Here is a 21746-nt window from a genome sequence, read left to right on the forward strand (position 1 = left end):
AACTACTTAAAAGCCAAGTGAATGGTACAAGATAGTTCGGATCAATCAGTTCATCAACAAGATCCATTTTTTGCTCATTTTATCTCATCGCTTTTTTCATACTCCGAGGCCCCCCCCCCCCCCCCCAGTTCAGTTCCCTTGCACACAGTTGAATCGAAAAAAACAATGTGGGGAACATCAAAAAAATACAATCAAATCATCCCTTCACCTACTGTTCCCCAATTTGTTTCCCAAAAACACCAAAAGAAAAGCAAAACAATTAAAAACAACAACTTAAAAACATAATGCAGATTACGCCAGCTCCACCAAACGTTTGGAAAGGGCCAACTCGAAAGGGTTGGCCCTTTTTGTATCTGCAATTTGTACCTCACCTCAACTCATCGCTTTGATTCCAAGCCAAAATCTCTTAGTCTGTGGTTAAGCATTCATCAATGGACATGAGATCATGCTAAAAGGCAGTGAATACCCTTCTATTCGTGCACTTCGAACCTTTGTTGCGGTTGCCAACCAGCTGAGCTTTTCTCAAGCGGCAGAGAGTTTGTGCGTCACTCAAGGTGCCGTGAGCAAACAGATTGCGACGCTAGAGCAACTGGTTGGGCTGCCTTTAATTCAACGTGGTATCAACGGTATTGAGCTCACCGAAGAAGGAAAACGTTACTTACCCAAGGTAACCGAAGCGCTGGAGATCATCCAACATGCGACGGCAAGCTTGATCCAAACCGACACAGAGCAAGAATTATTGGTAGTCGATGTCACGCCTTCTTTCGCCAGTTTGTGGTTGGTGCCGAACATTGATGCATTCCATCAAATCCATCCTGATATCCGCGTTAAAGTTCGCACCAGTGATGGTCCAATAAATCAGTTAGACGTAGACAGCGACATCACCATCCGTTGCCTTCCTCTTTCTAGTCACTACGAGCATGGTCGATTGTTGCGTCAAGAAACGCTGCTGCTAACGGGCTCAACAAGTTCTTCAACGTGTAACCACAAACAGTCCATTACGGATTTCGCATTTATTCCGCAAACGACACGCCCGCAATTGTGGGAGCAGTTCAAACTAGAACAATCTCTGCAAAGCGCGATTTATTATCACCCCGTCGGTCATGAGCATTTCTATCTTTCTTATGAAGCGGTCAAGCTTGGCAAAGGGCTTGCTCTTCTGCCTGATTTTATGGTGCAACAGGCGATGTCGAGAGATGAGGTCTACCACATCCAACAACTGAGTATGCTTAGCCATTATGGATATTACGTATTTGTGCCGAACTACCGCCTCGCAGCACGAAAAGTATCACTGTTCAATGATTGGCTATTTACTCAGCTTGGGGAAGGCGTCGGTTAAATAACGACTCCGCTTCAATTTTTCAATCTGTGGTTGAAGCCAGCACATCAAAAGATATTCGCGTTACACTGAAGGTGTTGCCAACTGTAATGAGGGTTTATGACGTTATCTCCTGCCTTTCTGCGTAAAATCTGGTACTCCCCTTCTGTCAACCTTGGTCTGCGTGCCACCAGCGCGATTGTTCTGTGCATGGGGTTGGGTGTGTTATTCAACCAAATCAATCTCGCCATGACAGCTTTAATGACCATGCCTGCAGCATTGATCAGCGGTTTAGACACTGCCGGTCCTAGGCGTTGGACACGCTTTGCAATTACCGCTTTCACGTGGAGCATTACGCTCGTCATCAGTTATGCTCTGCTGAATATGGCCTTACCGCTGTGGCTGACTTACGGCGCGATGGGAGCAGTATTGGCGAGTACAGCAGTGAATGGTCCGTTTTGGGGACGCCTTGGCATGTCGAGCTTACTGATCGCGGTCGTGAGCTTGTCACTACATAATTCCAGCGCGGTACTTGGTCTCTATCCTATGTTGGTGTTGGGACCACTCATTTTTGCGCTGTTCAGTTGGCTTTGGTTTGCCTTATGGAAGCATTACGCGCTGCGTGTATGTCTTTCTGCGATTTACGAGACGCTAGCGGACTACATTCAATATCGCCAAGCTTTTTTACTTGGAAGCGAAAACGATGCCCCGAAGCGACGCATCAAATATCATTTGATTGAACTGTTTCAGCAAGCCCTACAATCGGAATCTTTTCGATCGAAACATGAAGACGCAAACTCTCTACGTCAGGCTTTGTTTTTGGCGCTCGATACATTTGAAGTCGTCTTGAGCAGCCATACCAGCAACCCTGATCTGCTTAAGCAATTTCAATCCAGTAAACCGAAGCGAGATCTGCTCTTGGTTTGGAGCCAACACTGTCAGCAAAGATTAAGACACAAAGCCAAGCAGCTTTTGCATAACACGCATGAAGAGATGGAACACTTAAGCTCACTGGAGCAGGAAGCCCATGATTTGATTGAGGCAGTGAAGCTAGAAGACCAACCTCGTTTTCGCTACTGGGCATACGCGGTCAAGCATATTTCTCGTCGTATTGAGCTTAATGAACCTGCTTATGAACGTTCCTTTGAGGTACAACCATTCGAACTGTCTTTCCGTTTACCAAGTCGAGACAACCCGATTTGGCGCCACGTGACTCGCGTTGGTTTGATGTTTGCTCTTGGCGCTGGGATTGCCGAATACTTTGAATTGATTCGCCCGGATTGGGTGTTGATTTCCATGTTGATGGTGATCCAGCCGAGCTTCTTGGCAACCCGAAGTAAAACTTGGCAACGCTGTTTAGGTACGGCGCTTGGGGTATTGTTCGCCACCTCATTGATTCATCTAGGCGTACCAACGACCATCCTGTTTGTGTTGATCGCAGTTCTATTACCTGTCGCAATGCTCAATATTATGCGTCATTATTCGCTGGCGATTGGCTGTATTACCGCACTGTTGATTTTGGTTTATCAGACCATGGCACACCAAGGGCTCGACTTTGCTGCACCGCGCCTGATAGACAATGTCGTCGGTGGTGCAATTGTCTTGCTCGGTTATGGCTTATTGTGGCCGCAGTGGCGAGGTAAAGAGATTCATACCCAAGCATTAAAAGCACTCGATAGTTCAAAAAGCTTATTTGTGTATTGCTATGAGCAGTTACAAGTCGACACAGAGCAACGTGATCACATGGCGCTCACTAAGCAACGTGCCGCTATGCTCACTGCTGAAAGCGACCTTGAACTGATTTACAACGAGATGCAACAAGAGCCAAGGCACACTCGTGCCGATCCGCATTATTATGAAGATATGTTGAGCCATTATCGCTTGTTGAGCCACTACCTCTGCTTGCTGATTCCTCTAGTGAGAACGGGGGCTCATTACCAAGGCTCACCGCAAGTCGAGCGCCTGATTCATGATGCGATGGATGCGTTGATCAGTACGATTCGTGACAATCGCGTGCATGAACTGCCAGCGCTGAGCAATAAAACCGATGCCGATCATCCCTCCTCGACCACAGGACAGCGCTCTGTCGAAGAGATCATCTGGTTAGCATTGATGACCATTAAACAAATGCACGACTTAGTAAGGCGTAACCTAAAAGACTAAATACGCAGCACTATTATCAACGGCGTGTCAGATTTTACTGACTGAGAACAACGTCGATTGACCAAGCTAACTAACAGGAGTATCACTCCAGCTTCGTTCCACTTTTGTTAGAGGAAAGCGTTTGGAACACATAAATGAATTATTGATGGCGATGAAGCCGCTGCTTGAGCAATATGGCTATCTCGCCCTTATCGTCAGCATCTTTCTTGAAGGCATTGGTATTCCGATGCCGGGACAATCGCTGATGATTGCAGCGTCTATCATCTCATCTGAGCATGTCATGAACCTTAGCTTAGTGATGATAGTCTCTTGGTTGAGTTGCTTTTTTGGCAACACGTGCGGCTACCTGATTGGCTACTACTTTGAAGGTTGGTTAGACAAGAAAGGCTATATTTCTGGCCCCAAAATGCAGAAGCTACAAAATACGATTCAGAAGTATGGTCCTGCTTGTTTAGTTGTCAGTCGCTTTGTTGAAGGGATGAAGCAGTTTATGCCTCTTGCTTGTGGTATTGCTAAGATGCCGCGCAAAGAGTTCTTGCTGGGTAACGCCCTTGCAACCACCATTTGGGTTGCCGTATTCAGTTTGCTCACCAACTTTACGTTTGAGCACTTGAGCGTCCTTAGCCAGTTCTATACCGATCATCGCTATGTGGTTTGGTCCAGTGCAGCACTGCTGTTCTCACTGATGATCTTCGCGCTTCTCAAACGAAAAAAAGCGTAAATGCCCTAAATAAATAACATCCCACAAAGGCTCACGGTATCAATAAGATATACTATGTGAGCCTTTTATATTGGTCTTTTACACTTAAAATAACCAGCCATTTAGACGTCTAGACGTTGACAAGTCTTTGGTGTCAGATTAGTCTGCTCGCCTTATTTATTGATTATGTTGTCGTTCACATGTCTGGTTCTAAAAATTCTAATAAAGCAATCGCACCATCAGCGGTCGCACTTTTACCTTTAGTGCTATTCCTTGCGCTGTTTATTGGCGTAGGCACTTATCTTTCTTTTCAGGGTGTCGCTCTGGCATTCTATCAATTCCCAGCACCAATCGCTGCTTTGCCAGCGGTGATTCTCGCTCTTATTCTAAGTAAAGATAAGCTCAATAAAGCAATTGAACATTTTATGCAGGGTGTTGGTCATTCCGACATCATCGCCATGTGCATGATCTACTTGCTTGCAGGCGCTTTTGCATCGGTAGCAAAAGCATCTGGCGGTGTCGATGCAACGGTTAATTTTGGCTTGGCTACCTTACCCTCTGGCTTAATCTTACCGGGTATCTTCGTGATTTCTGCATTTATTGCGACCGCGATGGGTACGTCAATGGGCACCATTGCCGCTATAGCTCCAGTAGCATTGGGTATTGCGCAGTCTGCTGGCATGAGCATTCCTCTTACCGCAGGTGTAGTACTGAGTGGAGCCATGTTTGGTGATAACCTGTCGATAATTTCGGACACTACAATTGCTGCAACACGCTCTCAGGGATGTCAAATGAAGGATAAATTCAGAGAGAATGTCCGCATAGCAATACCAGCAGCCTTAGTCGCTATTGCAATTTTTACTTACTTTAGTACGGAAGCGGTATTACCCGAGACTGGGGCTATTGAATGGCTTAAGATTTTACCTTACATCTCTATTCTTGTACTAGCCGCTTCCGGAGTGAACGTCTTCGTCGTATTGACAATAGGGATAGGCTTAGCAGGAATTAGCTGCTTGACCTTTGTGAAAGATTACGCCGTTGCTAACCTTGCAAATGATGTTTATTCTGGCTTCACTAATATGCAAGAGATCTTCTTACTATCGATGTTAATCGGTGGTTTAAGTGAACTCATGCGCCGCCAGGGTGGCTTAGCATTTCTGACAAATCTTGTAAGTAACATGATAGCTAAATTTAGTTCAAAGCATTCTCTGAACGTCAGTAGCCGCGCAAGTGAGTTAGGTATTGCTGGCCTGGTTGCGATGGTGAATACCTGTACCGCCAACAACACCGTTGCCATCATTGTATCAGGTAGCGTGGCTCGTCAACTGGCAGAAGAGAACAACGTATCACCACGTCGCTCTGCAAGTTTGTTGGATATCTTCTCATGTGTTATCCAAGGTGTATTGCCATACGGCGCACAAGTTCTGCTACTGGGCTCGGTATTTCACCTTTCTCCACTAGAAGTCGTCGCGAACTCTTACTACTGTTTCGCGCTTGCAATTGCAGCAATCGTGGCGGTGTTTATCAAGCATCCAGCGCGTCAGTCTGTAACTCAGGCTGAAAGCTAAAATTAGATTTGAAGAAGGCTCCGATTGGAGCCTTTTTTGTGTCTTAAGAAAAGAAGAGATTCCCTACTCGCTCCTTCGTCGCTCTAGGGAATGACGTGGTGAGGGGCTGAGCATCTAACTGGCGGAGGTAAACGCTGAACCGAAAAGTTGTTAGTTAGAAGAGTAGCCCGCAAACAGATATGACCGACTTGATCCTTCATCGCTCTAGATAATGACGCTATGTAAAACCAAGCATCCACCGAGGCTAATTCCGTCATTCTCGAGAAGGAGGAACGACTGAGTCGGGAATCTCTCTCATGCGCGTAATTATTTAAATCTGCTCGTACAAATCATCCCACTTGGGATTCGTTTCATTTATTAACCTTTCCTTCCAACTCCGATTCCATTTCTTCAATTGCTTTTCTCTACTTATCGCAGTGTAGAAATCATCAAAAAGCTCAAAATACACCAGCTTGTTTGTCTTATGCTTCCTAGAAAATCCCTTCTCAACCGCATTTTTGTGCTGCCAGATACGTTTTTTTAGATTCCCTGTAACACCGATATATAAAGCACTTTTCGTTTTGCATGTAACTATATAAACCGCAGGTTGCTTCATACTTTTAGTCCTCAGCCTTTTTATCGAGCTAAGGCTACAAAAATAAATACAACTCAAGGTGTGATAAAAGAGTGGCGAATTATGAGTTTGAAAAAGATTCCCTACTCACTCCTTCGTCGCTCTAGGGAATGACATGGTGAGGGACTGAACATCTAACTGGCTAAGGTAAACGCTGAACCGAAAAATTTTTAGTGAGAAGAGTAACCCGTAAACAGATATGACCGAATTGCTCCCTCATCGCTTTAGAGAGTGATACCCTGAGAGACTGAGCATCTAGCTGACTGAAGGAAACGTTGAACCGAACAAATCCACAGTTAGAAGAGTAACTCGTAAACAGAGGTGTCCTAATTGCTCCTTCGGTACATTAGGAATGTGACGCTGTTAAGGACTGAGTATCGATATAGCTTAAGCAAACGCTGAACGGAACAAACTCCTACCATGATAGCGCAGGTTGCTAATATGGAGCCGCTCTAGATAATGACGCTATGTAAAAGCAAGCATCCACCGAGGCTAATTCCGTCATTCTCGAGAAGGAGGAACGACTGAGTCGGGAATCTCTCAAATTAACTACCACTCAGGCTAAAGCGAAAACTCTCCACATCATGCAGTGGTACACCTAGCAATTCACTGACCTCTTTTAGTCGTTGTACTTGCTCTGCATTATTTTTAGCGAGTTGACCATCCGAACTCAAATGGTTGTTCTCAAAGCCTACCCGAACATCCAATCCCAGTAACATTGCATGGGTTAAACAGTCTTGCTCTCTCGTGCCAAACGCGCACACGGCACATCTAACGTTCTCTTCGATAAAGCGCTCCAAATACAGTGCCCGTAAATCCCATGGTGAAGATTGTTGAGCCTCATGATATCGACCAAGAACCACTAACGCGTGTTGGTTGTGCTTGGGTAAAACACCTCGATCTCGTAGGGAGAAATAGCGTTCGATGTCTGCCTGATCATACAAAATGATTTGGCTGAGAATGCCCTGAGCAGCGACCCAATCAAAAAAGGCAAAACCTTGCTCCTCACTCTGCTCATCAGGAATCAGTTCACGCAAAGCAAAAGAGGCGGCTTCTGGTTTTACCGCTTTGATCAGCGCCATTTGCTGTTGTGGTGAATACATACCAACAGCCTCAGTTGTGAGCTGAACAATCATCGAATCCCCAACCGCAGCTTTCACCGCGTGGTAGATTTCTAAGTTGTCATCAACCTCTAGAGAATGCCTGCCTTGCGCATCTCTCGCGTGCAAATGGATCATGGTAGCCCCTGCCGTTTGACATGCTTTCGCCTCGGCCACCATTTCTTCAATAGTCATCGGCAATTGATCATGGTCTTGCTTGGTTTTTCTCGCCCCATTGGGCGCAACAATAATCGCGATTCGAGCTATTTCAGTTTGGGAGTTCACTACCATTTCTGCGACACCTCTCTAAGTGTACGAGTGAGCTTTTCCACCAGCTCGTCAATATGGCTTCGTTCAATGATAAAAGGCGGAGCGAGAAGGATATGATGCCCATTTACACCATCAATCGTGCCGCCCATTGGGTAGCACATCAGCCCATTTGCCATCGCTTGTTGTTTTATGTTTTTGTCTGCCAAGGTTGAATTAGACAGCGGTGTTTTACTTAATTTTTCTGCGACAAGCTCAATGCCAAGAAACAGCCCTTTACCACGAATATCCCCAACATACGGGAAGTCTGAAAGCGCTGACTCGAGTTCTCTTTTTAACATTGCTCCTTGTTGATTGACGGCTTGCAGGAGCTTTTGGTCACCGATGGTCTGAATGGTTGCAACGGCAGCCGCGCACGCAACAGGGTGCGCCATAAAGGTATGCCCGTGCTGAAAGAAGCCACTACCAGACGCAATCGCTTGATAGACTCTATCGTTGGCAACAACGGAACCGATAGGTTGATAACCCGCCCCTAATCCTTTCGCCATGCAGACTAAATCCGGGAAGGCCTGCTCTTGTTCAAAAGCAAAAAAGCTACCGCTGCGCCCAACACCACACATAACCTCATCCATGATCAGCAACACATCATAGCGATCGCAAATCTCTCGTATTCGTTTGAAGTAACCTTGAGTGGCAGGTACTGCACCAGCTGTTGCGCCAACAATCGGCTCTGCAACAAACGCCATGACGTTATCCGCACCCAGCTCTAAAATCTTAGCTTCAAGTTCATTGGCAGCTCTCAGTGAATAATCGAGTTCTGATTCGTCTTCTCTTTGATGACGATAGGCATAACACGGCGCAATGTGATGGCTTGGGTGCAAAATGGGTTTAAAAGGCTCACGCCGCCATTCGTTACCACCAACAGCCAACGCACCAAGCGTATTACCGTGGTAGCTTTGTTGGCGGGCAATAAACCGCTTTTTCTCTGGCTTACCGCATTCCACAAAGTACTGCCTTGCCATCTTTAGTGCCGATTCAACCGCTTCAGAGCCCCCACTGACTAAGTAGACGTGATTGAATTGTGATGGCATTTGCTGGCAAATCAGCTCAGCCAACTGCTCACTTGCTTCACTAGTAAAAAAGCCAGTGTGAGCAAAAGATACTTTTTCGATTTGGTCGAGCATGGCTTGTTTAACAGCTTGGTGGCTGTGCCCAAGGTTTGATACGGCAGCGCCACCGCAAGCATCGAGATATTGGTTGCCTTGATTATCGAACAGATAAACCCCTTCCCCTCTGGCGATAGTGGGCAATTTGGCGTGGCAATGACGGTGAAACACGTAAGACATGAACGTCCCTTCCTAGTGACTATTTTCTAAGCATAGTCAGGAAGATACGATTTATAAGCAAGGTAAGAAAAGTGCACCGCCATGAGCATTTGGAATACCATAACCCAAACACTAAAAAAACCTTATAAATAAGAACCTTAGAAAAATATACTCAGCTTTATTCAAGGGAGGACTACAGGTGACCGAAAGCTATATTAATAACGGATAAAGCCCCTTCGCTTCCCTTCTAAAACTAAGCTTCTAAAACTCAGTGCTTGCTAGCAAATTCCACATAAGCATCACTCATTTATCTGATCTGGATTAAAGATCAAATCAACATCGCAACGCTCTTCTTCAATATACACTAGATTGATTAAAGCATATGCCATTACGGAGCCTTTATATGAAATCAACATGGATTCCTTTCGCCCTCTCCAGTCTTGCACTAACGGGCTGTTTTTCAGACGAAACTAAACAAGCAGAAGCCGTTGCCGAGCCAATTAAAGTGACCGCTGCCGATAAGATATTCTTTGGTGGCGATATCCTCACAATGGCCGGAGATACCCCAGAATACGCCGAAGCGATTGCAACATTAGGAGAGAAAATCATCTATGTCGGCAGCAAAGAAGGCGCAATGGAGCATAAATTTGGCAAGACCCAGTTGGTTGATTTAAAGGGGAAAGCTTTACTCCCCGGCTTTATTGATCCTCACAGCCATGTTTATGGTGTTGGCTTGCAGGCAATGGTGGCAAATGTGCTTCCTTCTCCTGATGGTCAAGCAGACACAGTAGATGACATTGTGGCCATTCTAAAGTCGGCCGATCAAGACGATACACAACGCCTGTTCATAGAAAAAACAGGTTGGATCCTAGGATTTGGTTATGACGATGCACAGCTTGATCGCTACCCTACCAAAGCAGATTTAGACAAAGTCAGCACTGACAAACCCGCTCTTATTATTCACACCTCTGGGCACTTAAGTGTCGCGAACAGCAAAGCGCTTGAGTTAGCCGGCATCACAGCAGAATCTCAAGATCCTCAGGGTGGTGTAATTCGTCGGATGGAAGGCAGCCAAGAACCAAATGGGGTATTAGAAGAAAATGCGCACTTTGCTATGCTCTTCGGCCTCACTAAAGTTATTGACCTCGAGCTACAAGACATGATGCTCGAAGCGGCTCAAAAGATGTATGCCGAATATGGTTACACGACCGCTCAGGAAGGTCGCGCGACCACCGAAGGTTATGAAGCAATGAAGCGTGCGTCCAAAGAGAGTAAGTTACTTATCGACTTGGTGGCTTATGCGGATATGGTTTCAAGCAGCGATTTTATGAGCTCTGAATACAACTCTCTCACTTACACAAATCACTTCCGTATTGGAGGCGTTAAACTTAACTTTGACGGCTCACCACAAGGAAAAACAGCATGGTTAACACAGCCATACTTCCATCCACCTCATGGACAGTCCAAAAGTTATCTTGGGTATCCGACCTTCAAAGATGAGCAAGCTTATCAATACGTTGAAACCGCGTTTAAAAACGATTGGCAGGTACTGACGCATTCCAATGGGGACGCCGCCATCGAGCAGTTTATTGATGCTGTAGAAAAAGCGAACGAAAAGCTCGGTAAAAAAGACCGACGTCCAGTTCTAATACACGGGCAAACCATTCGCCAAGATCAAATTGACCGTTTGGCGGAACTGGGGATATTCCCATCTCTCTTCCCAATGCACACATTCTACTGGGGTGATTGGCACGCTGAGTCTGTTCTGGGGCACCCTCGAGCGGACTTTATCTCGCCAACTAAAGCGGTACGAAATGCAGGTTTGATGTTCAGCACTCACCACGATGCACCTGTCGCTCTACCAAGCTCATTCCGAGTGTTAGATGCAACCGTAAACCGAACCACTCGAACCGATAAAGTGCTGGGACCAGATCAAAGAGTAGATGCCTATACGGCACTGCAAGCCATGACGATTTGGCCGGCATATCAACACTTTGAGGAAACAACAAAAGGCAGTTTAGAAGTCGGTAAAAACGCTGATTTGATCATCTTAGATAAAAACCCACTCAAGGTAGAACCTGACACTTTGAAGGACTTAAAAGTCCAACAAACTATCAGCCGAGGTGAAACCGCTTATCAACGCTAAAGCTATCAAACGTTTGAATCAAAACCGCCTCAGATGAGGCGGTTTTGTTTTGTTAAGCAGTTTACATATCGGTTAGCTCGCAATCTACACGAGAGAATGCTGCCCTTTGTTATCTAACCTAATATTTTAGCTAGACTTATTAGGACAAGAACCAAGGCTAGGAAAGGCACATGACAAAAATCGCATCATGGATGATGGGGGCTCTGCTCTTGCTCTGCAGTCATTTAACTCAAGCAAGTGACCCTTTTCCACTTTCTCCCCCAAACTTTTCGACGCCACAACAAGCGATAATAAGCTTCAATGACCTAGTGTCTGAAGCGAATCAAGAGCTCAATCTCATACTGGCTGATCAAAAGCACAACACTGAGCCTAATCGACAGAAAGTGTATGCACTTTTCGATAAAGCAACTCAAGTCTTTGACTTAAGTGATGTGCCTGATTCTAGCCAAAATAGAGTGGCACTCGAGTCCGTGATGCTAATGAAAGAGATTCTCGACCGAGTGCCTCTCATTGAGCTTTCCAAAATTCCAAATAGCAATGCACTAGCACAGTGGAGAGTGCCAGAAACAGGTTTAGAACTAGTGAAGCAGGCCGATGGTCAATATCGCTTTTCCCAGCAAACCGTAAAAGGGTTGTATCGCGACTACCTTCTAGTCAAGCACTTACCCTCTCATTCCGAAGCATCCCTCGACTACTTTAAATACTACTCACTGAGTGCTGGACGTTTAATTCCGCCACACTGGTTTTATCTTATCGAATCCTTGCCGGACGTATTTATGGTCGAGTATTGGAGCCAAGCCCTCTGGCAATGGCTGGGGTTAACCATATCGTTCATGGCAATGAGCGGCGTTCTCATTCTTCTGTTCCACAATGTTAGTGCGCCTGTAACAAGATCAATTCTCGCCGTATTAACCTTGAGCGGTTTTCTATACCTTGCAGACTACCAACTTAATTTAACGGGCACGTTAATGTCGACGTTGAATATAGTTATCGAACTCATCTGTTGGCTCTTGCTCGGCCAAGTCGCTTACCTTGTTATCTATCAAGCTTGTCGCCTACTGATGAAGAAACAACGCTCGAATTCAACATTACGTCATAGCCTGGCACAAATTATTGGTACTCTTTTGGGCTCAATGGCTGCGATCGCTTGCCTCGGTTACGGTTTAAATCGATTAGGGGTACCTGTATACGGAATCGTAACAGGATTGAGTCTTGGAGGGATGGCCATTGCACTCGCAATTCGCCCCACAATGGAGAACTTAATTGGTGGTGTCATTTTGTTTTTGGACAAATCTTTGTCGGTTGGGGATTACTGCCAAATTGGTAATCAATCAGGCATTATAGAGCAAATAGGAGTGCGCTCGACTCGTATCAGGGCAAAAGATAGAACCCAAATTACCATCACCAACGGGGACATGATTAAGCATGAAATCATCAACTTTAGCCGTCGAGACCGTTACCCGTTCAAGGCAACCATTGGATTACGGTATGAGACCAGTATGTCTCAACTCCAAACGATCACGAAGAAGATAGCAAACTTGCTCCAAGAGCACCCTAACGTTTTAGATTCACCTATTCGAGTACACTTTGATACCTTCAATGCCTACAGTTTGGATATTAAAGTTCTCGCTCACCTGAATACAACGAGTAAAGAGACATTTCTTAATTTGCAGCAATCGCTACTGATATCGATTAATCAGATTATTGAAGCGGAAGACGCAAAGTTCGCTTTGCCTTCTCATACCACTTATCTCGCCACCGATTCTGTACAGCCGGCAGCTACAGCCCAAGTTCAAATTAAAGCTCAAGCAATAGATCAAAACACATAATGTAAAACCGCCTCAGACGAGGCGGTTTCTACGAGACTAAAAAGTAGTTTTGAGCGCGGCTTTAACGGCTTTATTCAATTTGCCCAAGACCAACTCAAATACCCAACGAATGAACGAATAGGTAAATTTAATGGCAATCTGGGCAACTTTTCCTGCAAACACCAACATGTGGCCAAGTAAACCTTTCACTCGCTCAGTAAACTCGGTGGAGAGCTCTGAAATTTTGACCATAGAACGCGCCATTGCATCATAGATGGTCGCGATGGCCGCGCCACCACTCTGTAGGGCAAAAACCGTCGCTGCAAAGCCACCATCGATTAACAACGTGAGGATTGCAGCTGAAATCTTATCTGCCCAGTCAGCGGAAGGTTTCGCTTGCAACCGATTCTCGTAGTTCAAAATAACACGCTTAAAAGCTGAGTTTGCAGTTTGAAGTCCTAGACTATCCCACGTTGCTGATTGCGTGTAAGAGCTATATTCCGACATAAAATGTGCGCTGGGGAGAAGCCCCTGCGCGCGACTCAATATGTACTCAGAACCATCATAAGGCACGTGATAAAAAGGCCATACAGGTGCTTTGGTCACTGGGTCTGCACCATTGACGCAACGGTAGTGCGACGAAATACGCGATGATGAATTCATCGAAAAAGCTTTCATACCGACTCTTGGTGAGCCAAAGGTATACAGGTTCACTTTTCCTTTAAACTCTGGGGAGGCCGATATCCAGTTAGCAGCCAACGTAGCTAATGCACCACCTAAGCTGTGTCCAACACAATGGACCGTGCCACTACCAGTTACCGGATTTTCGCGCAGAAAGCGAGTGAGACCTTTTTTCATGGAATAAAAAGTCGTTTGAAACCCCGAATGCACGATCTCTCCGGTGCCCGTTCCTTTTCCACTACACGTTAGGTCAGTAATTCCATCCGCTAAACCCGCAGTGCCTCTAAAAGCTAAAACAAGGTCATTCTTATGGCGCTGACTTTTTCCTTTCCCTAAAAGAGCAAATCCCGTTTCAGGCCGAAAGAAAAAACCACCAGATGTACCTGTAACCATGTTTTGGAAAGAGAAGTCATTTCGAAGCGAAAGAGGAACTTCTAAATCTTCTAAGTTCTTTTTGATGGAGTAAGCTGCTGATGCCAAGTAGCTGGCTTGCTTTGGAGAAATGTCACTCATAACTATTTAGCCATATCCTTTTTTGCAATGTAAGTATCTGAGTCTTCGTCATATAAGTAAGTAGTCACCCTCTCGTGATTCCAATCACAAACCGAGTAAACCGAAATAGGTGCACCTTTTTCCGGAGCGATCTCTACTTCATGGATACGTTCAATATTTTTTAGTTCACAGTTAATATCAGAGAGCATTGATACTAGAGGTTTTCTTCCATCGGTAGGTGACCAGACACCCCAAAGCTTCTTCTGTTCGCCGTTATAATTAAGAAAAACCTTCTGATGAACCCTTAAGCTTCCGCCAAAGATATCTCCTGGTGCACTGGAACGAACGGTGACAGGCTCGAAGGAAAACTCTCCATATTCATTGGTTCGAGTTTCGTCGGTTAAGGTTTTGCCCTTCTTATAGCCTTCATAATAAAGCTCTCGATAAACCGTTAATCCTGCTTGTGGTACGCCATCTAGCTTGATGACACCACGCACTTCTGGGGACATTTCCACATCGTATTTTTTAAACGGCCAAAACATTGCACTTGCTCCTACCGAAAATAGAGCTAAGGCCAATATAAGTAAGGTTCTTTTAGCCATACTCTTTCTCTATCCATTGATTCTTTTTGGGATGATATGGAAAAAGACGAGGGAGTGAGAGGAGTTAATAAACGGGAAGTAATTTGTGGGAAGCAATTCGAAGTATCATGTAATTAAGACATTTGTTTTTATTAATTCTTAAACACTCGTGCCAATTATCTCTCTACATTGATGATTGGACTTGCTGTAAAAGCCAACGTCTAAATCGTGCTGTAGGCTCACTTTTGGTATTAATGATCAGGTAGTAGCCTGCGTTAGCATCCACAGATTCAAATGGCGAGACTAAGCGACCAGATGCTAACTCGTCTTCCACCAGCGCCATGCGTGCCATTGCGATACCCACTCCGGCTTCGGCCGCTGACATTGCCATATCAGTACGATTAAAGAAGTGCCCTACATCTGTTTTAAAATCGAATCCCATACTTGATGCCCAATACAGCCATTCATAGTCACGCGGAGCCTTATCCCATGGCATAGCATCGTGCAGTAACGTCGCGTCTCGCCATTGTTCTGGCGACGCTTTAAGAGTTTTTAGCCACCTATGATCCTCAAGGTATTTGGGGCTCATCACCGGTAGAAGTTGCTCATCGAGAATCCGCTCTGCACTTTTATCTCGATAGGGGTGAGAACCGTAGTCTATCGCAACGTCGTAGTCTTTTAGCTCGCTATTCACCAACGCCCCCTCAGCAAAAATCTGTACTTGGAGATCGGGATTTTCTAGGTGAAAGCTTTCAAGACGTGGGACCAACCATTTAAACGCAAACGAAGGCGTCAACTTGAGGCGAATTTCATTGTGGAGCTTTTCAATCTGTAGCTCTTCAAGTGTCTTCCCGAGCTCAGTGAAGTGAAATTGCGTAGATTGAGATAATTGTAACCCTTTGGGTGTTAGTCGAATGCCACGCGAATGGCGTTCAAACAAAGTAAAACCTAGCTGCTCTTCTAATTGAATGATTTGCTGACTGATCGCACCAGTCGTCAAGTGCAATGCTTTTGCAGCACTGGTGAAACTGCTGTGTTCTGCCACTTGGCTAAATAGCCACAGCCCGCTAACAACACTACTTTTCATTCTTGAGCCTATAGTTTTTCTAAACGCTGAATGTAATTTATATCGATTGTTAACAAAAGGTAAAGAAGACAAACTGCGCAACATAGAAAATGTGTGGAGTGCATCAATGGAAGTCATCGTGTTAGGCAGTGGTGTTATCGGTTTAACCTCAGCTTGGTATTTATCTCAGGCTGGCTATCAGGTCACCGTTATCGATCGCCAAGCAAATAGTGCGATGGAAACCAGCTTCGCCAACGCCGGACAAATCTCTTACGGTTATTCTTCACCATGGGCTGCGCCGGGGATACCACTCAAAGCCATAAAGTGGCTCACTGAAGAGCATGCACCACTTAAAATAAAGCCATCTCTCAGTCCAGATCTAATTCGCTGGGCAACGCAAATGGTGTCGAACTGCACCTTATCCCGCTATCAGATCAACAAAGCAAGAATGCTCTCTATCGCCAATCATAGTCGCGCGTGTTTGGAGCAGTTACGCCGTGATCATGCGCTTGAATACCAAGGACGCCAATTGGGCACCCTGCAAGTATTTCGCTCTCAGCAGCAACTCGATGCTATAGAGAAAGACCTTAAGCTGTTAGAGCAAAGCGGTACACGCTTTCAGTTAATGAATGTCGAACAGTGCATCAAACAAGAACCGGGGTTGGCATTAGTGAAAGAAAAGCTGGTCGGCGGGTTATATCTACCTGATGACGAAACGGGTGATTGTTTCCAGTTCTGTCAGCAGTTAACAGAGCTTGCGAAAGCCCATGGCGTCAGGTTTGAATTCAATACGGAGGTGAGTAATTGGGTTACTGTAGGCAAAAAGATCATGGGTGTCCAAACGAACCGTGGTTTGTTTAAAGCAGACCAATTTGTGCTTGCCTCCGGCAGTTACTCGACAGCATTACTCAAGCAGCTTGAGATCAACATTCCTGTTTATCCCGTCAAAGGCTATTCACTGACGGTGCCGATTAAATGCGAGCAATTTGCGCCACGTTCTACCGTCATGGATGAAACCTATAAGGTGGCCATGACGCGCTTTGATGATCGCATTCGCGTCGCAGGAACCGCAGAGCTAGCAGGCTTTGATCCTTCATTGCCACAAAAGCGCAAGAATACGATTGAAATGGTGATTCGTGATTTGTTTCCGCAAAGTGCCGACTTCACTCAAGCCGAGTTCTGGAGCGGTTTTCGCCCCATGACACCAGATGGTACGCCTATTATTGGTGCAACACCTTACGAGAACTTATTTACCAATACGGGACATGGCACCCTCGGTTGGACAATGGCGTGTGGCTCAGGACAAATACTTGCAGACATCATGCTGAATTCGGATACCAAAGTAACAAATCACTCAGAATTAAGCTTGAACCGTTACGCCTAAACACCTGCAATCCAATTCAAACAGCGTATTACTCCACAAGTTGAATAACATTTAGAAGATATGACTTTCTATATTAGCAGTACATTTTCATGACAATGTGCTGCATATTCAATCAATTCATTGTAATTTCCAATAAAAACCACCCATACACATAACAAGAACCAATTTTTAACAATATTTAAGCATTCTGTGTCCACCATCACGCTACAAAGGATTTTTAGTTAAAAAGGTTAACAATTGCATTACAAAAAAGGGTAATGTGTTGTACGAAAAACAACCACAAACATAACAAACAGGGAAAATACTCATGCAGTCATTAGTTGATTTTCTGAATGGAATTATCTGGAGTCCGGTACTAATTTATTTGTGCCTTGGTGCTGGTTTGTTCTATTCGATCATGACGCGCTTTGTGCAGATTCGTCACTTCTTTGAAATGTGGCGCTTGCTACTTAATGGTAAGAGTTCAACCAAGGGGATTTCATCATTTCAGGCATTGGCCGTTTCACTATCTGGCCGTGTTGGTACAGGTAACATTGCAGGTGTTGCAGCAGCTATCGGTTTCGGTGGTCCAGGTGCCGTTTTCTGGATGTGGGTTGTTGCCTTCTTTGGCGCAGCAACAGCATATGCAGAATCAACACTAGCACAGATTTATAAAGAGGAAGACGAAGGCGAATTCCGCGGCGGTCCAGCTTACTACATTGAGAAAGCGATGGGTCAGAAGTGGTACGCATGGATCTTCGCAATTGCAACCATCTTTGCATGTGGTGTTCTACTGCCTGGTGTTCAATCGAACAGTATTGGTAACGCAGTAGAAGCAGCCTTTGGCTCAGGTGACATGATTGAAACCGCTATTGGTACCTTCAGTTTCGCTAAAATTTTCACTGGTACGGTTGTCTGTGTCATTCTTGCCTTCATCATCTTTGGTGGCGTAAAGCGCATCGCGAACTTCACTCAAATTGTCGTTCCGTTCATGGCGCTGGCTTACATCATCACCGCGTTCGTTATCATCCTACTTAACATCGGTGAGATTCCACGCATCGTTGGCATGATCATTGGTGATGCATTCACGCCGATGGCTGGTATTGGTGCTGCGATTGGTTGGGGTGTAAAACGTGGTGTTTACTCTAACGAAGCAGGCCAAGGTACAGGCCCTCACGCAGCAGCAGCGGCAAGTGTTGATCACCCAGCACAACAAGGTCTGGTTCAGTCGTTCTCTATCTACATCGATACGCTGCTAGTATGTTCTGCAACCGCGTTTATGATTCTTATCACTGGTGCTTACAACGTACAAGGTGCGGTGGAAGGAACATTCCTTGTACAAAACCTACCAGCAGACATCGGCGCGAACGGTCCTGTATTTACGCAAATGGCGATTGAAAGTGCCCTACCTGGCGTTGGTAAACCGTTTATTGCTATTGCACTGTTCTTCTTCGCTTTCACAACGATTCTGGCTTACTACTACATCGCAGAGACCAATATCGCGTACATCCGCCGTACGTTCAAAGTTAACGGCTTAATGTTCGTCTTAAAGCTCGTGCTTATCACAGCCGTATTCTACGGTACGGTTAAGACAGCCAATCTCGCATGGGCAATGGGTGATGTCGGTGTTGGCCTAATGGCGTGGCTGAACATTGTCGGTATTCTGATCATCTTCTTCATGTCGAAGCCAGCCCTAAAAGCGCTGGCTGACTATGAAGAACAACAAAAACGCGGTGTGACTGAATACACATTCAACCCTGTAGCACTGGGCATTAAAGGCGCGGATTACTGGGAAGAGAAGTACAAACGTAAGACAGGCAAAGCACCAACTGCGGACAGCGATGCAACAGAAACGGTAGAGCAACCATCTACCTAATGCTTCACTTAGCGTCCTCCCCCAACAGGTTGGCAGGTATATAAGAAAAAGCAGTGGTCCGAATAACGGACATTAAAAAAGGGTTAGCCAGTGGCTAACCCTTTTCTTTTGCATTCAAATCAGAGCGATTAAGCTGCGATTTCTTGCGTTGCAACTTGAGGCTTTTGCTTTTCGCCGATTGGAAGCACTGTACGACCGTATTCGTTGTTCAGTACTTGAGCCATTGCAAAGTAGATTGCGCTCGCGCCACAGAAGATACCTTCGAAGCCTGCGATAGTGCCGATAAGCGTGCTGCCAGTGAAGTCACGTGCCGCAAGTAGGAAGAACAGGATAGTAAGAGAACCAAACACAACTTGCTTCGCTACTGGGTAACATAGAGAACCAATAAACATGAAGCCAGTGAAGATGCCCCATAGTAGCAGGTACCAACCCATGAAGTGTGCTGGGCTAGCTGGTAGGCCCATGTATGGCATTACGATTAAACCAACCAATGTTAGCCAGAATAGACCGTATGAAGTAAACGCAGTTGTACCGAAAGTATCACCACGTTTGAAGCACATCATGCCAACAATAACTTGGCTAAGACCACCGTAGAAGATACCCATTGCTAGGATCATTGAGTCAATTGGGAAGAATCCTGCGTTATGGATGTTAAGCAGAATCGTGGTCATACCGAAACCCATTAGGCCTAGCGGCGCTGGGTTAGCCAGTTTAGTAGACATGTAAGCGTACCTGTTTTCAAAAATGTTGATAAAAATTGCGCGCGAATTTTAATGGACAAAAAATCAAAAGAGAAAAGACGTTATTGAAAACTTAGATTGCATAAACAGGCAAGCAAACGAATAAAAAAAGACCCTGCTAAAAAGCAGAGTCTTTATAGTTACTTAGACTATTTATTGTTCAATTACTGGCAAGAGATCTCATCCCAGAACCAATTGCTCTGAGTTGGCGTTTCCCATACTCCTGGGCCATTTTTCGCAATAAAGCATTTACCTTGATAAGTCACTTTGTCGCCATTCGCTACTTGAGTGACACCCGGTTCCCATGCAATAAAGTCACCTGATACTGGTGGTTCAGGTTCTGTGACTGGTGGCTCTGTCACAGGCGGTTCAGTAACAGGAGGCTCAGTAGCCGGTGGTTCTGTTGCTGGCGGCTCTGTTGGTGTACCTGAAACTAACTTCCAAGGGTCTCCTTTCGTAGGCTCATTACCTTGTGACCACCACTTCGCTTCATACACAGCACCTTGGTAAGAAACTTGATCACCCGTGTTGTATACCTTGCCTGAATCCCAAGCAGCGATACCATCCACTGGCGGATCAACCGGATCGACTGGATCTAATTTATCGACAACGCGAACTTCAGGCCAACCAGCATGAGATTGGTAGAAGTTGGTAACACATTTCTCGTAATCACCAGCAACCAGTGCCGAATACGCGGTTTGGAAACCAACCAACTCACATTCAAATGAGTGACCGCCCGGGCGATCTGAGTAGTATTTCCAGTTACCATCCCAGTTGGTGTAAAGCACGTCAGTCGCGCCGTTAAGGTTTAAGCTACCGTAAGGCGTTTGTTGCCAACAGGTATTGGTTTCATCAGCTTCGATAGGAATTTGATAGTGCGCCGCTAGACCTTCCCAGTAACGAATGCGGTTAACTGGCTGGCCTTTGTCTTTGTTCTGCTCACCACACTCTATACCGCCATTGATGACGTTGATCGTAGTACCAAAGCCGTAACCAATGCCCGCATCAATTTCACGCTGCGATGGTACCCAAGTACGATCAATTACGTGCAGCATTGCTGGTTTTGGCGCTTGAGGGGTTAAGAAGAACCAAATTGCAGAAGCTAGGTTCAACCATGAGTCAGCGACTAAGCCCGGGTTTTTCAACAACACCGATGCATCGCCATCAAACATCACTTCAGAGAACGCGCCGTAGTTAAAGTGGTAAGAAAGCTGTTTTGCACCACGACCAAAATATCCCTGACCAGGCTCACAAGGCCAACGCTTGTTTTGCCAATCGTTCTGACCACATCCGGTGGTGTAGCCTTCTTGACCTTCAGACCACCCCATTTCACGTACGTGCACGAGTGCCTGCTGCCACTCTTCCAGTGCAAGCGGGTTGTCCGATACGTTATCAACCGCAATGTGGCCACCGGTTTCCTGAGCAAAGTGCGCGAATGCTGTCACGATGGATTTCTTACAAATCGCGTCTGAATCACGCCCGTCTGTGTACTCACCACAGAATGCAGGGAACTTACCAATCGCGCGTAGGAAGCGAGTATATGTGTACTCTGGTGCAGCCATCTGAGTTAAGAAGTCCCACTCAGCTTCAGGGAAAACACGCTCAACACGTTGAACGTTTTCTGGGTTACTTGCTGCGCCTGGAACAATCGCTTCAACAACCGTATTTGGACGAGTCTCTAACGCTTGTGACCAGATAGTATACATAGGGTCAGAGGTTTTACTTTGCTCCATAGCTTGGATGTCACCACGAGCAATCACGTAACCATTTGGATTTTGTGGGTCAGGTTGGATATTCATGCTGGCATGAGCATGTGCAGCAAGTACACAACCTAATGCAAGAGGCAGATGTTTGAGTGCAAACATGTCTAATCTCCGTATTGAACAATACAATATACAAGGAATAACTAGACACATAGTGGATCATGTAGAAAAAACAC

The 21746-nt window shown here is 45.6% G+C and carries 16 protein-coding genes; 8 read left to right on the forward strand and 8 right to left on the reverse strand.

What is annotated here, in order from left to right:
• The first annotated feature begins 445 nt into the window (after window positions 1-445).
• The 4 genes from KIO97_RS06755 (at window position 446) to KIO97_RS06770 (ending at window position 5749) form a co-directional block, all read left to right on the forward strand.
• On the forward strand, window positions 446-1339 hold the full coding sequence (locus KIO97_RS06755; protein WP_285381655.1) for a LysR family transcriptional regulator: 894 nt from the start codon (window positions 446-448) through the stop codon (window positions 1337-1339).
• 99 nt (window positions 1340-1438) lie between these two features.
• Window positions 1439-3481, forward strand: a complete 2043-nt coding sequence (locus tag KIO97_RS06760; RefSeq protein ID WP_285381656.1) for an FUSC family protein — start codon at window positions 1439-1441, stop codon at window positions 3479-3481.
• 145 nt (window positions 3482-3626) lie between these two features.
• Entirely contained in the window at window positions 3627-4202 is a 576-nt protein-coding gene (locus tag KIO97_RS06765; protein ID WP_012127117.1) for a DedA family protein, read from the forward strand.
• A 179-nt stretch (window positions 4203-4381) separates the two neighbouring features.
• Window positions 4382-5749 carry a Na+/H+ antiporter NhaC family protein gene (locus tag KIO97_RS06770; protein ID WP_212582090.1) on the forward strand — a complete coding sequence of 456 codons (1368 nt, stop codon included), beginning with the start codon at window positions 4382-4384 and terminating at the stop codon, window positions 5747-5749.
• Between the two features lie 310 nt (window positions 5750-6059).
• Here the strand turns inward: KIO97_RS06770 and KIO97_RS06775 are convergent, their stop codons facing one another.
• The 3 genes from KIO97_RS06775 to KIO97_RS06785 all read right to left on the reverse strand — a co-directional run bounded on the left by KIO97_RS06775 (window position 6060) and on the right by KIO97_RS06785 (window position 9075).
• On the reverse strand, window positions 6060-6344 hold the full coding sequence (locus KIO97_RS06775) for a GIY-YIG nuclease family protein (RefSeq protein ID WP_285381660.1): 285 nt from the start codon (window positions 6342-6344) through the stop codon (window positions 6060-6062).
• Between the two features lie 563 nt (window positions 6345-6907).
• A complete protein-coding gene (locus KIO97_RS06780) occupies window positions 6908-7753 on the reverse strand; it encodes a 3-keto-5-aminohexanoate cleavage protein (RefSeq protein ID WP_285381661.1) in 846 nt (281 codons plus the stop codon).
• Entirely contained in the window at window positions 7747-9075 is a 1329-nt protein-coding gene (locus KIO97_RS06785) for an aspartate aminotransferase family protein (RefSeq protein ID WP_285381662.1), read from the reverse strand. The genes KIO97_RS06780 and KIO97_RS06785 overlap by 7 nt, the downstream gene beginning before the upstream one ends.
• A 382-nt stretch (window positions 9076-9457) precedes the next feature.
• On the opposite strand from KIO97_RS06785, the gene KIO97_RS06790 reads away from it, so the two are divergent.
• Entirely contained in the window at window positions 9458-11200 is a 1743-nt protein-coding gene (locus KIO97_RS06790; protein WP_285381663.1) for an amidohydrolase, read from the forward strand.
• Between the two features lie 170 nt (window positions 11201-11370).
• Window positions 11371-13029 (forward strand): mechanosensitive ion channel family protein, encoded by a 1659-nt coding sequence (locus KIO97_RS06795; protein WP_285381665.1) that lies wholly within the window; start codon window positions 11371-11373, stop codon window positions 13027-13029.
• A 36-nt stretch (window positions 13030-13065) separates the two neighbouring features.
• Here KIO97_RS06795 and KIO97_RS06800 read toward each other — a convergent pair whose 3' ends face one another.
• The 3 genes from KIO97_RS06800 to KIO97_RS06810 form a co-directional block, all read right to left on the reverse strand.
• A complete protein-coding gene (locus KIO97_RS06800) occupies window positions 13066-14202 on the reverse strand; it encodes a lipase family protein (protein ID WP_045455352.1) in 1137 nt (378 codons plus the stop codon).
• A 2-nt stretch (window positions 14203-14204) separates the two neighbouring features.
• Window positions 14205-14783, reverse strand: a complete 579-nt coding sequence (locus tag KIO97_RS06805) for a DUF6795 domain-containing protein (RefSeq protein WP_285381668.1) — start codon at window positions 14781-14783, stop codon at window positions 14205-14207.
• Between the two features lie 163 nt (window positions 14784-14946).
• Window positions 14947-15849, reverse strand: coding sequence for a LysR substrate-binding domain-containing protein (locus KIO97_RS06810; protein ID WP_285381670.1), 903 nt, complete (start codon window positions 15847-15849; stop codon window positions 14947-14949).
• A 106-nt stretch (window positions 15850-15955) separates the two neighbouring features.
• On the opposite strand from KIO97_RS06810, the gene KIO97_RS06815 reads away from it, so the two are divergent.
• Window positions 15956-17212 (forward strand): D-amino acid dehydrogenase, encoded by a 1257-nt coding sequence (locus KIO97_RS06815; RefSeq protein ID WP_285381672.1) that lies wholly within the window; start codon window positions 15956-15958, stop codon window positions 17210-17212.
• 307 nt (window positions 17213-17519) lie between these two features.
• Window positions 17520-19067, forward strand: a complete 1548-nt coding sequence (locus KIO97_RS06820; protein ID WP_045370392.1) for a sodium:alanine symporter family protein — start codon at window positions 17520-17522, stop codon at window positions 19065-19067.
• 128 nt (window positions 19068-19195) lie between these two features.
• On the opposite strand, the gene KIO97_RS06825 is transcribed toward KIO97_RS06820, so the two are convergent.
• Both KIO97_RS06825 and KIO97_RS06830 read right to left on the reverse strand, forming a co-directional pair.
• Window positions 19196-19789: a GPR1/FUN34/YaaH family transporter gene (locus tag KIO97_RS06825; protein ID WP_005424684.1), complete on the reverse strand. Its 594-nt coding sequence runs from the start codon at window positions 19787-19789 to the stop codon at window positions 19196-19198.
• A gap of 182 nt (window positions 19790-19971) precedes the next feature.
• Window positions 19972-21672, reverse strand: a complete 1701-nt coding sequence (locus KIO97_RS06830; RefSeq protein ID WP_285381673.1) for a chitinase — start codon at window positions 21670-21672, stop codon at window positions 19972-19974.
• Between the last annotated feature and the right edge of the window lie 74 nt (window positions 21673-21746).

The sequence above is a fragment of the Vibrio sp. B181a genome (assembly GCF_030248375.1).
In the GTDB taxonomy this organism is placed as follows: Bacteria; Pseudomonadota; Gammaproteobacteria; order Enterobacterales; family Vibrionaceae; genus Vibrio; species Vibrio campbellii.

What these genes read in the sequence shown, in the direction of transcription:
- KIO97_RS06755 (WP_285381655.1), top strand. Translation starts at nt 446, where the DNA reads ATGCTAAAAGGCAGTGAATACCCTTCTATTCGTGCACTTCGAACCTTT.
- KIO97_RS06760 (WP_285381656.1), top strand. Translation starts at nt 1,439, where the DNA reads ATGACGTTATCTCCTGCCTTTCTGCGTAAAATCTGGTACTCCCCTTCT.
- KIO97_RS06765 (WP_012127117.1), top strand. Translation starts at nt 3,627, where the DNA reads ATGGCGATGAAGCCGCTGCTTGAGCAATATGGCTATCTCGCCCTTATC.
- KIO97_RS06770 (WP_212582090.1), top strand. Translation starts at nt 4,382, where the DNA reads ATGTCTGGTTCTAAAAATTCTAATAAAGCAATCGCACCATCAGCGGTC.
- KIO97_RS06775 (WP_285381660.1), bottom strand. Translation starts at nt 6,344, where the DNA reads ATGAAGCAACCTGCGGTTTATATAGTTACATGCAAAACGAAAAGTGCT.
- KIO97_RS06780 (WP_285381661.1), bottom strand. Translation starts at nt 7,753, where the DNA reads ATGGTAGTGAACTCCCAAACTGAAATAGCTCGAATCGCGATTATTGTT.
- KIO97_RS06785 (WP_285381662.1), bottom strand. Translation starts at nt 9,075, where the DNA reads ATGTCTTACGTGTTTCACCGTCATTGCCACGCCAAATTGCCCACTATC.
- KIO97_RS06790 (WP_285381663.1), top strand. Translation starts at nt 9,458, where the DNA reads ATGAAATCAACATGGATTCCTTTCGCCCTCTCCAGTCTTGCACTAACG.
- KIO97_RS06795 (WP_285381665.1), top strand. Translation starts at nt 11,371, where the DNA reads ATGACAAAAATCGCATCATGGATGATGGGGGCTCTGCTCTTGCTCTGC.
- KIO97_RS06800 (WP_045455352.1), bottom strand. Translation starts at nt 14,202, where the DNA reads ATGAGTGACATTTCTCCAAAGCAAGCCAGCTACTTGGCATCAGCAGCT.
- KIO97_RS06805 (WP_285381668.1), bottom strand. Translation starts at nt 14,783, where the DNA reads ATGGCTAAAAGAACCTTACTTATATTGGCCTTAGCTCTATTTTCGGTA.
- KIO97_RS06810 (WP_285381670.1), bottom strand. Translation starts at nt 15,849, where the DNA reads ATGAAAAGTAGTGTTGTTAGCGGGCTGTGGCTATTTAGCCAAGTGGCA.
- KIO97_RS06815 (WP_285381672.1), top strand. Translation starts at nt 15,956, where the DNA reads ATGGAAGTCATCGTGTTAGGCAGTGGTGTTATCGGTTTAACCTCAGCT.
- KIO97_RS06820 (WP_045370392.1), top strand. Translation starts at nt 17,520, where the DNA reads ATGCAGTCATTAGTTGATTTTCTGAATGGAATTATCTGGAGTCCGGTA.
- KIO97_RS06825 (WP_005424684.1), bottom strand. Translation starts at nt 19,789, where the DNA reads ATGTCTACTAAACTGGCTAACCCAGCGCCGCTAGGCCTAATGGGTTTC.
- KIO97_RS06830 (WP_285381673.1), bottom strand. Translation starts at nt 21,672, where the DNA reads ATGTTTGCACTCAAACATCTGCCTCTTGCATTAGGTTGTGTACTTGCT.